Annotated in this window: 15 protein-coding genes; 10 read left to right on the top strand and 5 right to left on the bottom strand. The window is 55.0% G+C overall.

The window, feature by feature from the left end; all coding sequences use genetic code 11:
- The 5 genes from Q0K43_RS11635 to Q0K43_RS11615 all read left to right on the top strand — a co-directional run.
- Positions 1-483: hypothetical protein (locus Q0K43_RS11635; protein ID WP_297290690.1), on the top strand; the 483-nt coding region annotated here is incomplete at its 5' end.
- Between the two features lie 102 nt (positions 484-585).
- On the top strand, positions 586-1125 hold the full coding sequence (locus Q0K43_RS11630) for a hypothetical protein (RefSeq protein WP_297290689.1): 540 nt from the start codon (positions 586-588) through the stop codon (positions 1123-1125).
- 91 nt (positions 1126-1216) lie between these two features.
- Positions 1217-1414, top strand: coding sequence for a hypothetical protein (locus Q0K43_RS11625; RefSeq protein WP_297290688.1), 198 nt, complete (start codon positions 1217-1219; stop codon positions 1412-1414).
- 196 nt (positions 1415-1610) lie between these two features.
- Positions 1611-2147: a hypothetical protein gene (locus Q0K43_RS11620; RefSeq protein ID WP_297290687.1), complete on the top strand. Its 537-nt coding sequence runs from the start codon at positions 1611-1613 to the stop codon at positions 2145-2147.
- A gap of 214 nt (positions 2148-2361) precedes the next feature.
- Positions 2362-2922, top strand: coding sequence for a recombinase family protein (locus tag Q0K43_RS11615; RefSeq protein ID WP_297290686.1), 561 nt, complete (start codon positions 2362-2364; stop codon positions 2920-2922).
- Positions 2923-3113: 191 nt separating this feature from the next.
- On the opposite strand, the gene Q0K43_RS11610 is transcribed toward Q0K43_RS11615, so the two are convergent.
- The 3 genes from Q0K43_RS11610 to Q0K43_RS11600 form a co-directional block, all read right to left on the bottom strand.
- The gene (locus Q0K43_RS11610) at positions 3114-3656 is read right to left on the bottom strand and encodes an NADH peroxidase (protein WP_191396776.1); all 543 of its coding nucleotides are present in this window, start codon (positions 3654-3656) and stop codon (positions 3114-3116) included.
- Between the two features lie 245 nt (positions 3657-3901).
- Entirely contained in the window at positions 3902-4345 is a 444-nt protein-coding gene (locus Q0K43_RS11605; protein WP_297290685.1) for an Hsp20/alpha crystallin family protein, read from the bottom strand.
- A 305-nt stretch (positions 4346-4650) separates the two neighbouring features.
- Positions 4651-5235, bottom strand: coding sequence for an AAA family ATPase (locus tag Q0K43_RS11600; protein ID WP_297290684.1), 585 nt, complete (start codon positions 5233-5235; stop codon positions 4651-4653).
- Between the two features lie 224 nt (positions 5236-5459).
- Here Q0K43_RS11600 and Q0K43_RS11595 point away from each other — a divergent pair, with 224 nt between their 5' ends.
- From Q0K43_RS11595 to Q0K43_RS11575, 5 genes are all read left to right on the top strand, one after another.
- Positions 5460-5663 carry a DUF3185 family protein gene (locus Q0K43_RS11595; protein ID WP_297290683.1) on the top strand — a complete coding sequence of 68 codons (204 nt, stop codon included), beginning with the start codon at positions 5460-5462 and terminating at the stop codon, positions 5661-5663.
- A 265-nt stretch (positions 5664-5928) separates the two neighbouring features.
- Positions 5929-7284 carry an NADP-specific glutamate dehydrogenase gene (gdhA, locus tag Q0K43_RS11590; RefSeq protein ID WP_297290682.1) on the top strand — a complete coding sequence of 452 codons (1356 nt, stop codon included), beginning with the start codon at positions 5929-5931 and terminating at the stop codon, positions 7282-7284.
- A gap of 357 nt (positions 7285-7641) precedes the next feature.
- Positions 7642-9225, top strand: coding sequence for an NAD(P)/FAD-dependent oxidoreductase (locus Q0K43_RS11585; RefSeq protein WP_297290681.1), 1584 nt, complete (start codon positions 7642-7644; stop codon positions 9223-9225).
- Between the two features lie 102 nt (positions 9226-9327).
- Entirely contained in the window at positions 9328-9813 is a 486-nt protein-coding gene (locus tag Q0K43_RS11580; protein ID WP_297290680.1) for an RNA polymerase sigma factor, read from the top strand.
- A complete protein-coding gene (locus tag Q0K43_RS11575) occupies positions 9806-11242 on the top strand; it encodes a hypothetical protein (RefSeq protein WP_297290679.1) in 1437 nt (478 codons plus the stop codon). Before Q0K43_RS11580 ends, Q0K43_RS11575 begins: the two co-directional genes overlap by 8 nt.
- A 43-nt stretch (positions 11243-11285) precedes the next feature.
- On the opposite strand, the gene Q0K43_RS11570 is transcribed toward Q0K43_RS11575, so the two are convergent.
- A complete protein-coding gene (locus tag Q0K43_RS11570; RefSeq protein ID WP_297290678.1) occupies positions 11286-12650 on the bottom strand; it encodes a citrate/2-methylcitrate synthase in 1365 nt (454 codons plus the stop codon).
- A 188-nt stretch (positions 12651-12838) separates the two neighbouring features.
- Positions 12839-13762 carry a magnesium transporter CorA family protein gene (locus tag Q0K43_RS11565; RefSeq protein WP_297290677.1) on the bottom strand — a complete coding sequence of 308 codons (924 nt, stop codon included), beginning with the start codon at positions 13760-13762 and terminating at the stop codon, positions 12839-12841.
- Between the last annotated feature and the right edge of the window lie 383 nt (positions 13763-14145).

The raw sequence follows: 14145 nt of genomic DNA, 5'->3' as shown, positions 1-14145 counted from the left end.
GTCTGGGAGTGTCTTATCTGGAATGTTGTCGATAATTCTCAAGCCGAGTTTGATGCCTCTAAAATATCTACTTTCCAAGATGGGTACTCACTTTTCTGCGAAGCAGAGGACGCCTTTGGCGGCGGCAGACTCAATGCGCTGAACACAAAGGGCGAAATCACCGAGTTCACCTGCAAGTTCGTGCCCAATAAGCCCGGCCACAATTTCCCCGTCTATTCGGAGGGATTGTTCTATGCCTGTACTGACAAGGCGGCCCGCCCCGGCTTTTATGACATTGAAGGGAATATGGTCATTGATTTGTCATCGTATAACATGGGTAGAATACCCTACTCCAGTGAAATGGGAGTAAACGCCCCGTACTTTGAAAATGGACAGGCCACTATTTTGTTCGCCAATAATGCTGACAGTGTGTTTGAGGCAGTTATTGATAAAACTGGGGCTTTTGTAGGTGAACCCGAAAAAGTAGACGTTTCTGTTTATTGATCCCGCCATAAGCAACGCCCCCAGCAAGCACGAAATTAGAATGATGGGCGGCAAGCCGGAGACGGCTCAAAAACAAGCCTTAGAAAAGGAGATTGTTGAGATATGAAAAAAATGATTGCATTGATACTTGTACTTGTTATGAGTATTTCTTTGAGTGCCTGTGGCAATAACAGTGAAGTTGCACCAAGCGAAGATAATGAACAGGAATTCACCATAGAAGAATTAAAGGCTATTACAGCAGTAAAAGCGGCTACAGACTATTTTTATGATAATTTGAAAGACCCTGAGAGCGCATCCATTCTGAAATTGACCGTTGTTGCTGAACCCGGAGAGCCCCAGGGATATCATATGGTAAAGATTGAGTTCAACGCCGCTAATAGTATGGGCGGAAAGGAAAGAGATGAATTATACATCGAAACAAACAGGGGCGGATTAGGTGATAATTCAGAATATTTTAGTGATAATGACGCTGAAAGAATATTAGATCAAGGAGACAATGCACGAAAATATAACGAATGTACCAATGAGGGCATGGAAGAAATAGAGGTTGATGTAGATACAGTTATGAATCATTTAGATTTGACAGAAGATGAACTGCACGATTTGATTTGGGAAAAGTTTGATGAATTGGGAATTGAATAAATTTGAGAGGGTGTAGCTATGATAGATTGTACGAAATACTGGCGATTTGCACAATATTCGTACATTTTTGTTTTGTCAGGAGGAATTGGTTATGCGTATTATTTTGGATACGGAAAAGGGCCGAATCATTCTGCCGAAGTCTTTCTTTACTCACCTCGACAAGATGAACAAGATTCTTGCAGAGGGCGGCTCTGATAAGAAATGGACGGCGGAGGAATATGTCCGCGACCAGTTTGAAAAGGCCATGAAGGAAACCATGCTCCGGGCAGAAGATAAGGTCGTGAAGTAATGGCCGGGTCAAGAGTGACCCCGGCGGAAATCGTGGAAATGCACCGCTTATATGCCCAGCTTGGCAACTATGCGAAGGTAGGCCGTCAGATCGGGCGGAGCGGCTCCACGGTTGCAAGGTACATCAAAATGAAGGGGACACCCCCGATTGTTAAGCACACCTTTTCAGAGGTCGTGCGGGAAGGAGATAAGAAAAAATGAAAAGGGTATTTCCGCTCATTCTGGCGGCGGCGCTCATGTTGTCCTTGGCGGCTTGCGGCGGTCAATCTGCGTCTCAATCGCCTAATGTTACACAATCATCAGAAGTTTTGTCGCAAAATAATGATGAATTGTCGGAAACTGAAGTATTTTTCGATGAACTTGAATATGAGAACGTGCGATATAACTATGGCTATGGGGTAGATATTGAACTACAATTTCGTAATATAACGGAAACTGATATGGACTACGTTATTGTTCGATTTCAAGGTTTAGATACAAATGGTGATATTGTTGTAGATGCTTTCAATGCCGTAGAAAATTTGAGGGCGGGTCAAGCTGGTTGGTTCAGATTTCAAACAAATGAAACCCGCGGTGTAGAGACAATAGAAGAACTTGCAGAGATAATCGACACAGTATATGCATACAGCTATCAAGTTACCATAGACGAGGATGGGGAAGAAGAAACATACGATGGTGAGTTTAGCGAGCCGATTTCTATAAAAGTCGCAGAAGTCCCTCCAAAAGAGAAATGATGAAAATGAGAAAGGAAGTGATACTTTTAGAGTATCATTTCCTTTCTCTGTCAATAGGGTATACCCAAGTGACATATTGAAACAGCGCCGTTTTCTGTGTCACACAAGTTGTTTTCTTATATTTGAAATGTTTCAAAAATATAAAATACTCTATTGACATACTTTCGCCTTTGTGGTACAATGATACCAGAAAGAACGAAAGGGGCGTGCGGCAATGCGGGTTGGGTATGTGCGTTGCTCCACCATTGAGCAGAACGAGGCGCGGCAACTGAAAATGATGGAGGAACAGAAGGCCGAAAAACTGTTCATTGACAAGGCGAGCGGCAAGAACACAGACCGCAAGGCGTTCAAGGAAATGATGACCTTTGTCCGGGCCGGGGACATGGTTATTGTGGAGAGTATTTCCCGTATCGCCCGCAACACCCGCGACTTACTCTCCATCGTGTCAGAACTGACGGAGAAACAGGTGGAGTTTGTCAGTCTGAAAGAGAGCATCGACACCACCACGCCGCAAGGCCGTTTCATGCTGACAGTGTTCGGCGCTCTGGCGGAACTGGAACGGGAAAACATCTTGGAGCGGCAACGGGAAGGAATCGCAATCGCCAAGGACGCGGGCAAGTACAAGGGCCGCAAGCCCTTGGAGGTGGACGAGGCGCAATTCAAAGACGCCTGCAAGCGGTGGAGGGCCGGGGAGATAACAGCCACCGCCGCCATGCAGGAGGTTGGCTTGAAGCCGAACACCTTTTATAGACGGGTCAAAGAAATGGGCCTCTGACGGCCTACCAGAAAGACACCATTCTTTGTGCAACTTGTTGATTTAGGGACACCTTTTACACGGGACACTTTTTCTTGATTTAGAACACGGCCAACTGGCGACGGGACACCCTCGGGACACCATGCGCGCAAAAAGAGAGGGAACAGGTTTCCCCATTCCCTCTCAAAAAGTGCTTATTTATGCGGTTTCAATTAGCCGAAGTAGCGCTTCAGCAGGCCCTCGAAAGCCTTGCCGTGGCGGGCTTCGTCGCGAGCCATCTCGTGAACGGTGTCGTGGATGGCATCCAGGTTGTGTTCCTTAGCCATCTTGGCCAGCTCGAACTTGCCGGCGGTAGCGCCGTTCTCGGCGTCCACACGCATCTCCAGGTTCTTCTTGGTGGAGTCGGTCAGAACCTCGCCCAGCAGCTCGGCAAACTTGGCAGCATGCTCAGCCTCCTCATAGGCGGCCTTCTCCCAGTACAGGCCGATCTCAGGATAGCCCTCACGATGAGCCACACGGGCCATAGCCAGATACATACCGACCTCGGAACACTCGCCCTGGAAGTTCTCGCGCAGGCCCTGGATGATCTCCTCGGGAGCGCCCTTGGCCACGCCTACCACATGCTCGGCAGCCCAGGTCTTGTCGCCGCCCTGAAGCACAAACTTCTCCTTGGGAGCCTTACAGATGGGGCAGAAATCAGGGGCGGAATCCCCCTCGTGAACATAACCGCAAACGGAGCAGACCCACTTTTTCATATGATTTTCCTCCTACATTTAAAATTAAATATCATGGTGATTGCTGGAATTGCTAATCAGTAATGATTATCATTTCTGATATAAAGATAGCACAACTTAACTTTCCCGTCAAGTCTTTTTTTCAATCTGGAGAAAAATTTTTTAGACCTTCCTTACTTCCCGTATTTCCAACGGATACAGCGCTTCAGTTCCCGAACAGGAAAAGCGCCCGTCACAGATGCTGTGGCGGGCGCCGGCACAGCACATCACTCAATGGCAATGGTGTGATTTACAGGCAGTTGCGGGGTTGCCTTGGGCAGAGTGATCTTCAGAATACCATCCTCAAACTTTGCAGATACATCTTTGGGCTCTATATGATCGCCCACATAGAAGCTGCGGCTGCACTGGCCGGCATAACGCTCCCGGCGCAGGTAACGACCGTTCTTGTCCTCCTCGTCCTTATCCAATCCCTTGGCGGCGCTGATGGTCAGGCAGCCGTCCTTCAGCTCCAACTGGACCTCATCCTTCTTAAACCCGGGCAGATCCACATCCAGCTCATAGGTATTCTCGGTCTCCCGCACATCGGTCTTCATCAGGTTCTTGGCATGCTTGCCATAGAGCGGGTTGTGATCGGTAAAGACAGACATCCGGTCAAAGGGGTCCTGGAAAAAGTCATCAAACAGATTCTCACCAAAAATGCTAGGTAACATAAGTCATACCTCCATTCGTCTTCGACGGCTCGTAGCTGCGGGGGCAGATCCGCGCGGTGGCGAGCTTTTGTTACCTGTTGCGGCCAGTTTGGAACCGGCCATCCATTTATGTTTTGTCCTTCAGAGCGGTCCTTCTTGGTCCCTCTCTCAAGTACAGCTTTATTATAGCACTAAAATTAGCACTGTCAACATGAGAGTGCTAAAGTTCACACAAAAAATAATTTTTGTTCACAATTTATGCGATTTTACACAAAGGAAAAGCCCAGACCCGCTGTGTCACAGCGGGTCCGGGCTTTGTGATCCACTCAGATGGCCTGGGCGGCGGCACGAATGACCGCCACAGCGGCATCAATACCAATACGGCTGTTCACACACAGGTCGTATTCCCTGCTCTGGCCCCAGCGGCCTGTGGCGAAGTAATTATAATAGGACGCCCTGGCCTTGTCCTGGCGAATGACGTAGCTCTCCAGGTTGGGTTCCTGAACGCCATATTCCTCCCGGGCACGGCGGATACGCTGATCCAGCGGGGCATTGATAAATACACGCAGGCAATTGGGCAGATCTCTTAAAATGTAGTCGGCGCAGCGGCCAACGATCACGCAGGATTCACGGGCGGCCGCCTCTTTAATGACCTTGGCCTGCGCAATGAATACCTGGTCAGGAACCGACGGTGTCTGCACACTGGTATAGAGGTCGTAAAGGAAACTGTTGGTTGGGCGCTGATGTTCCGCGTTACGGATAAAGTGTTCGGAAAACCCGGTCTTTTTGGCCACATCGGAAATCAGCTGCTTATCGTAGAATGTGATGCCCATCTCCTCCGACAGCTGTTTGGCGATCAGCCGTCCGCCGGAGCCATATTCACGGCCAATGGTGATGACGATATGTTTCATAAGGACACCTCCTATCCTATTATTAAGTATAATGCATTTGGCGGTTCCCGTCAAAGAAATTTTTGGCTCCGCCGTCTATGCCGCTAAAAACAATTCGGGTTTGGATTGACATTTCTAAATACTTTTGTATAATAGTGCTGTTCGTGTGGGACAGCCCATCGGACGGGCTTTGCCCATGGCATTGGGTAAAGCCGTAGAGAGAAAAGAGAGAAAGGAGAATCAGCATGTTTATTCTTGGTATCATTTTGGCGGTGGCTGGTGTTGTCTGCGCCGGTTTTGGCTTTATGCAGAACAACAGCCTGGAGGCTCAATTCAACAGCCTGATCAGCAGCGGCACCACCAATCCCGGCACCATCTTCATTGTGATCGGTGTGATCCTGCTGGTAGTAGGCATTCTTCTGTGCATTCTCAGCAAGAATAAGAAATAAGAACTCTGCCGCTTCTTCGGAAAGGCGCCCGTCAAAGACGGGCGTCTTTCCTTTTCTATTTGCAATGCAGCTGTCAAATCGGTGCAGCTTTACCTGAATAGCTTCATTGTTTTTCGTCAAATATGCAATTCTTATTTTTTCTCTTGCATTTTTAGCTTATATGAATTATAATAACTTCAACACAGCAAAGTGTTTTGCACAACGGCAATCCATCGCAAAATTTTGGCCGGCCCGGAGGGGCCGCCAGGCAAAGGGGTTTGGAACTATGGCATTTACTTTTACGAATTCCTACCTGCAGGGCGTCTATGAAAACGTCTGCGCAAAAAACGCTCATGAGCCCGAGTTTCTTCAGGCCGTAGGCGAAGTTCTGGAGTCTCTCCAGCCCGTGTTCAACCAGAAGCCCGAGTTGGCCCGGGCCGGCGTCATTGAGCGCATGGTGGAACCTGAGCGCAGCCTGCTCTTCCGCATCTCCTGGGTGGACGATCACGGCCAGGTCCAGGTGAACCGCGGCTATCGGGTCCAGTTCTCCACCGCCATCGGCCCCTCCAAGGGCGGCCTGCGGTTCCACCCTTCCGTCAACCTGTCCATCATCAAGTTCCTGGGCTTTGAGCAGGTATTCAAAAACTCCCTCACCGGCCTGCCCATGGGCGGCGGTAAGGGCGGTTCCGACTTTGACCCCAAGGGCAAGAGCAGCAACGAGGTCATGCGTTTCTGCCAGTCCTTTATGACCGAGCTGCAGCGCCACATCGGCCCTGACACCGACGTGCCCGCCGGCGACATTGGCGTGGGCGCCCGTGAGATCGGCTATCTGTTCGGCCAGTATAAGCGCATCCGCAACGAGTTTAACGGCGTGATTACCGGCAAGGGCCTGAGCTACGGCGGTTCTCTGGCCCGTACCGAGGCCACCGGCTACGGCCTGTGCTACTTTGCTAACGAGATGCTTAAGGCGGCCGGCAAGTCCTTCCAGGGCCAGAGCGTAGTCATCTCCGGTTCCGGCAACGTGGCTATCTACGCCAACCAGAAGGCCACTCAGCTGGGCGGCAAGGTCATCGCCATGAGCGACTCCAACGGCTACATCGTGGATGAGAACGGCATCGACTACAAGGTCATCAAGGAGATCAAGGAGGTCAAGCGGGAGCGCATCAAGACCTACTTGGATTACGTCCCCACCGCCAAGTATTACGAGGGCTGCCAGGGCATCTGGACTGTTCCCTGCGGCATCGCCCTCCCCTGCGCCACCCAGAACGAGCTGCCCCTGGAGGGCGCCAAGGCCCTGGTGGAACACGGCTGCTTCGCTGTGGCCGAGGGCGCCAATATGCCCTCCACCCCCGAGGCGGTTGCCTGGTTCCAGCAGCACGGTGTGCTGTTTGCTCCCGCCAAGGCTTCCAATGCCGGCGGCGTAGCCACCTCCGGCCTGGAGATGAGCCAGAACTCCATGCGTCTGAGCTGGTCCTTCGAGGAAGTGGACCAGAAGCTCCACGACATCATGACCAACATCTACCACAACGCCGCCAAGGCCGCCGAGGAGTACGGCATGCCCGGCAACCTGGTGGCGGGCGCCAACATCGCCGGCTTCATGAAGGTGGCCGACGCTATGATCTGGCAGGGCGTATCTTACTAAGCTGACACCAAAGCAACAAATCAGCCTATTGAGGGGGGACGCGGCAACGCCGCGTCCCCCCTTTGCGTCGGCCACCAGGGCCCCATCGCAGATGGGGCGGCGCGTAAGCGCCGTACAAGCGTTTTGCCACAGGCAAAACCTTGATGTTGGGCGGATTCACTCCGCCCAGGCAGATCAAATCACGGGGTTCCCAATCTGCCCCGCAGATTGGGGCTGGCCGACGCCATGATCTGGCAGGGCGTCAGTTACTAATCGGACTTTTCGCCTCTATTGGGCATCCTCCGAACAATCGGAGGATGCCCTTTCTCTTTGTTTATGGTATAATACCACCATCCTGAGAAACACGAGGATCACTCTATGCTCCGCATCCAAAATATCTCCCTGCCCCTTGACGGCAGCCAAGGGCAGCTGAAAAAAAAGGCCGCCCGCATTCTCGGCGTGAAACCAGAGGCCATCACCGGGCTGTCCCTGGCCCGGCAGTCCATTGACGCCCGGAAAAAGAATGACGTCCACTACGTCTGCACCGTGGATGTGACCATGGCCGACGAAGAGAAAATCATGGCCCGGTGCCGGGACAAGAACGTCTCTCTCCACCAGAGCGTCCCCTATGTTTTCCCAACCGTGCGCCGCACCTCCCCCCTGCCCCCGGTGGTGGTGGGTATGGGCCCCGCCGGGCTGTTTGCCGCCCTCTTTCTGGCCCGGAACGGTCTGGCCCCCATCGTCCTGGAGCGGGGCCGCCCGGTAGAGGAGCGCACCGCCGACGTGGAGCGGTTCTGGGCTACCGGCGTGCTGGACACAACCTCCAACGTCCAATTCGGCGAAGGCGGCGCGGGCACCTTCTCCGACGGTAAGCTGACCACCGGCACCCACGACCCCCGTATCTCCACCGTATTCCGCACCCTGGTGGAGGCGGGGGCTCCGGCGGACATTCTATACCAGCACAAGCCCCACATCGGCACCGACGTGCTGCGGGACGTGGTCAAAAACATCCGGTTGGAGCTGATTCGCCTGGGCTGCGACGTGCGCTTCGGCCATCAGCTCACCGGTCTCATCCTCCGGGATGGGGCGGTAGCCGGCCTGACGGTAGAAGGCCCTCAGGGAAGCTATGATCTGCCCTGTGATGCACTGGTCCTCTCCCCCGGCCACTCCGCCCGGGACACCTTCCAGATGCTGCTGGAGACCGGGGTTCCTATGGAGCAGAAGCCCTTTGCCATCGGTGTGCGCATTGAGCATCCCCAGAATGCAATTTCCCTGGCCCAGTTTGGCCCGGCCTGGGAACGCCTGCCCGCCGCCGACTACAAGCTGGCCTGCCACCTTCCTAACGGCCGCTCCGCCTTTACCTTCTGCGTCTGTCCCGGCGGCCAGGTGGTGGCCGCCGCCTCGGAGGAGGGGCGGCTGGTGACCAACGGCATGAGCCATCGGACCAGAGACGGCAAGAACATCAACGGCGGCTTCCTGGTGGGGGTAGGTCCCGCCGACTTCGGCTCCGACCATCCCCTGGCCGGAGTTGCCTTCCAGCGCCGCTGGGAGGAGGCCGCCTTTACCCTGGGCGGCGGAAATTATCACGCCCCCGCCCAAACCGTGAAGGACTTTCTGGCCCGGCAGGTCTCCAAAGCCCTAGGGGCGGTGGAAGCCACCTACCGTCCGGGCGTCACCCCCACCGACCTTGACCGCTGCCTGCCCGACTATGTCACCGACACCCTGCGGGGGGCTCTGCCGATATTTGACCGAAAGCTCCACGGTTTCGCCGCACCGAACAGCCTGCTCACCGGTGTGGAGACCCGCTCCTCCTCCCCCGTACGCATTCTCCGGGGGGAGGACTACCAGTCCACCGTCCGGGGCCTCTATCCCTGCGGTGAGGGGGCTGGCTACGCCGGCGGCATCACCTCCGCCGCCGTGGACGGCATCCGAGTGGCCGAAGCGGTAGCCGCACAGCCTTAAAGCGAAGTTCGCCGCCGCACTGCTGCGGCGGCGAACTTTTTTATTTTCGATGCAATCATTTGCCCCGCTCAGGTGTGTACAGGGCAGAAAGGAGAGAGCGCCATGGCCATGCAGCTCCAGGAGGATGCCCCCTTCTCCTACGCAATGGAACACCATCTGGACACCGTATACCGGGCGGCCTGCCACAACGCCCCCACCTTACAGGACGCGGAGGATGTAACCCAGGAGGTCTTTGAGGCCCTGCTGCGCAGCGGCAAGGGCTTTCAGGACAGTGAACATCTGAAGGCCTGGCTGCTGCGGGTGACCATCAACAAGTGCAAAAATCTCCGCCGGGCCAAGCGCAGCGGCGAAGTGCCGCTGTCCGAACACTTCCCCGCTCCTCCGGGTGCGGACGGCTCGGTACTGGACGAGGTGCGGACCCTGCCGGAGCCCTACCGCAACACCATCTACCTGCACTATTTTGAGGGGTACACCGCTGCTGAGATCGGGGTGATCTTAGGGGCCAAGCGGAACACGGTACTGTCCTGGCTCTCCCGGGGGCGGCAGGCCCTGCGGGAACGGATGATCGGAGGCTTTGAGGATGAATAAGACGGATTATCTGGCCCAAGTTGAGAACCTCCACGCCTCTCAGCAGCTGCGGGAGCGGATCGCCGCCCTTCCCGCCGCCCGCAGGCAGTCCCGGCGATTCAAGCCCTGGATGGGGGTATGCGCTGGTCTGGCCGTGGTGGTACTGGGTGGGTTCTGGCTGCTGCCCCGGATCGGAGGCAGCAGCGGCGGCGCCGGCGCCGGTCACGACGAGGCCTCCACCTTCATGTCCTACGCCGGGCCGGTCTTTCCTCTGACCACACTGGAGGACGTCAATCTGACCGCTGAGCGGCACATCACCCTGGACTTTGCCCCATGGCAAGACGGAAACAGCACCAAAATTGAGGTCAAAGACTCCTATGTACTCACCAATCCCACCGACGCCGACCAGACTGTCACCCTGGTCTACCCCTTTGCCGGGAGTTTCTATGAACTCTATCCCGTTACCTTGACGGCAGACGGCACAGAGTTGGAGACCGCCATTTACCCCGGCGTGGGCGGGAACCAGAGCGTGGAGTCCTGGGAGGAATACGCGGCCATCATCAAGGGTGGAGATCTGACAGCCGCCCACCAGGAGGCCCCCACTCTGGACACTCCGGTGACGGTCTATTCTTTTACCGACTTTGTCCTTCCGGAAAGCGATGCCATCGCCCCCACCCTGGCGGTGACCTACCCCTGGTCGGAGGATGCCCCCGCCGTATTGACCTACGGCTTCGACGGCAGCGGGATTGACGAAGAGGCAGGCTGGGCTCAACGCCATTTCTCTCTGCCCGGTTCCAACTCACCCCATGCCGAGGATCCCCGACTGCTCATCGTAGTGGGAGATCCGTTGGAGGAATACACCATTCAGGGTTACCAGGACGGCAGCTGTACCCCCGGGGAGGAGCTGGCAGGCGTCTCGGCCCACGTCACCCAGTACCAGTCCACTCTGGGTGACGTACTGGATTCTCTCTGCCAGGCTCCAGACACCCTGGATCAAAAGTACGGAAAACCAATGGGTGTTCTTGCACTTCCCAGAGCAGTATTCTTTGACACCCTCCGCAAGAGCTTTGGAACCTCCATCCCGTCCAACATGACGATGCTGGAGATGGTATTCGAATGGTGCAACATCCAGGAACGCATTTTCTACGGGGAGGCCACCCTCACCATCCCCGCCGGGGAGAGCATCACGGTAGAGGCCGCCTTTATCAAAGAAGGTAGCTACGACTTCGTGTGCGCCCACACAGAGAACCGCGGAATCTACGGCTATGATCTTCTGACTCAGCTGGGTTCCAACCTGACCTGTACCCAACAGGCCGCCACTTTGGAGGACCGGGGTTTGATTCGGATCGTCCGGCAGAACTTTGGTTTTGATTTATACAGCGGGATCAAAACCGTCACGCTGGACCCGTCGACCGAACACTACTACCTGGAGGTTCGCAGAGCCTTTTGAGCAAAAAAGCGCCGCCCCGGTCGGGGCGGCGCTTCTTGTTGATTCAACGTCCACTCATAGGAACATAGGGGGCATGGTCGCCCACATATTTATAGGCCGGGCGGATGATCTTGCCCATATTGATAAGCTCCTCAATGCGGTGGGCGGACCAGCCGGCGATACGGGCCATGGCAAAGATGGGGGTATACAGTTCCAGAGGCAGGTCCAGCATATGGTACACAAAGCCGGAATAGAAGTCCACGTTGGCGGACACGCCCTTATACATCTTCCGCTCACCGGCAATGACCTCGGGACCCAGCCGCTCCACCAGGGAATAGAGCTCATACTCCTCATTGCGGCCCTTCTCCCTGGAGAGCTTCTCCACAAAGGAGTGGAGCAGATTGGCGCGGGGATCGGACAGGGAGTAGACGGCGTGGCCCATGCCGTAGATCAGGCCGGCCTTATCGAAGGCACGCTTGTCCAGCAGGGCCTGGAGATAATTGCGCACCTCGTCCTCATCCTTCCAGTCCCGCACCTGTTCCTTCATATCCTCAAACATCCGCACCACCTTGATGTTGGCGCCGCCGTGCTTGGGGCCCTTCAGAGAGGCCAGCGCCGCCGCCATGCAGGAATAGGTGTCGGTGCCGGAGGAGGTGACCACATGGGTGGTAAAGGTGGAGTTGTTGCCGCCGCCATGCTCGGCATGGAGGGTCAGGCAGATATCCAGTACATGGGCCTCCCAGAAGGAATAGGAGGAATCCGCCCGCAGCAGGGTGAGAATATTCTCCGCTGTGGAAAGTTCGGGCCGGGGGGCGTGAATGTACAGGCTGCTGCCGCTCTTATAGTTCCACGCCTGATAGCCGTAGACGCTGAGCATGGGGAACAGGGAGATCAGCTGGACGCACTGACGCATCACATTGGGCAGGGAGATATCGTCGCAGCGGTCGTCGTAAGAGGCCAGATTAAGCACGCTGCGGGCCAGAGAATTCATAATATCGTGGCTGGGCGCCTTCAGGATCACATCCCGCACAAAGTTGTTGGGCAGGGAGCGGTAATAGGACAGCTGCTTGGTAAAGCTGTCCAGTTCCTCCTGATTGGGCAGCTTGCCCAGCAGCAGCAGGTAGGCGGTCTCCTCAAAGCCAAAGCGGCCTTCTTTCAGTGCGCCGGCCACCAATTCCTCCACGTCCACGCCGCGGTAATACAGTTTACCGTCGCAGGGCAGCTCCTGGCCGTCCACAATTTTCTTGGCCACAATATCAGAGACTTCTGTGAGGCCGGCAAGCACACCCTTGCCGTTCAGGTCCCGCAGGCCCCGCTTCACATCGTACTTCACAAAATCGCCCGGATCAATGCGGCTGTTTTCCTTTGCCAGAGCCGCCAGAGCTTCAATCTCAGATGTAATGTCACAGTATTTCGGATTGCTCGCCATGAAAAACCTCCATTCTCTTCTCGTACCCAGGGGGCTGAAACCCCTTTGCCAACCAGTTCATTGCTAACTATCATGCCATAAAAATGTTACCACAATATGAATCCGTCCATATTTTCACACTGAAATTTTTTTGCAGGACCCCAAATAAGGAAAACCCGCTGCAGCGGAACCATGCAGCGGGTTACAAGTCAGAACAAATCCTTCTTCTTCAGAATGATTCCCGTAACCGCAATGACGCCCAGAGACAGAACCAGCGGGAACCACCAGAACTGGTCCAGGGGCAGATTGGCCACGTTCATACCGTAGAAGCTGAAGAAGATATTGGGAATGGTAAGCAGGATGGTGATGGAAGTCAGCACCTTCATGATCACGTTCAGGTTGTTGGAGATCACGCTGGCAAAGGCGTCCATCATACCCGAGATGATGGAGGAATAAATATTGGCCATCTCGATGGCCTGGCGCACCTCGATGAGTACGTCCTCCAGCAGGTCGTGGTCCTCCTCATAGAGCGTGATGATACGGCCGCGCAGGATCTTCTCCAGCGTGACCTCATTGGCTTTCAGGGAGGTATTGAAGTAAACCAGCGACTTTTCCAGGTCCAGCAGCTGGATGAGTTCCTTGTTCCGCTGAGACTTGTAAAGCTGGCGTTCCATATAGTTGTAGATCTTGTCGATCTGCTTCAGGTATTGCAGGAAGCGTTTGGCTACCTGGAGCAGCATATAAAGGATAAACTGGGTCCGCTTCTGGGTGTCGGCATTGCGCACCAAGCCGTCCTGGAAGTCCTTCAGGATGGAGGTCTCCTTCAGGCAGACGGTAATGATGTGCTTCTCGGTCACGATAATACCCAGAGGCAGGGTGGAGTACACCACCGCGTCGTCCTTCTCCACCGAAGGGGCGTCGATGATGATGAGGGTCTGGCCCTCCTCGGTATCGATACGGGAGGTCTCCTCCTCGTCCAGCGCGGCCCGCAGGAAGGTGGGTTCCACCCCCAGGGTCACCGCCACCGTATTCAGTTCATCCTCGCTGGGGTAAGTCAGGTTGACCCAGCAGCCGTCCTGAACGGCATCCAGCTTGGTCATTTTTCCGTTGATCGTCTTGTGGATGGAAAGCAAATTTGATCACGCCTTTCTGGGCGCAGGGGCCAAAAAGGCATAAAAATCCCCGCACGCCTATTGTCTCGCCGATCCGCTGTTCCTATGCAGGGCCAGCGAATCAAATGGGCACAGGCGCGCGGGTGCTGCCGGCAGAGCCGGTCACACGCAGAGCAAATACGCCGTGCCAGTTATACTGTATTCTCGACTCAGAGGGTCACCGCTCACGGCGCATATCACTCCCTTATAATTTGGATTTTTTCTTCAGCCGTCAGGCCGGCTTTTATTATATGCTTTTTTTCACCGGATTGCAAGCCTGCAAGCAACAGTCAAAACCTCCGGCTAAGCCGGAGGCTTGAGTAGGCCCTATAAGGGCCTGATACGGACGAAGCCCCTTAAGGGGC

It is taken from the genome of uncultured Flavonifractor sp. (assembly GCF_944383115.1).
Lineage (GTDB): Bacteria > Bacillota > Clostridia > Oscillospirales > Oscillospiraceae > Flavonifractor.
The sequence above is the reverse complement of the archived record's forward strand: the minus strand, read 5'-3'. Positions and strand labels throughout refer to the sequence as shown.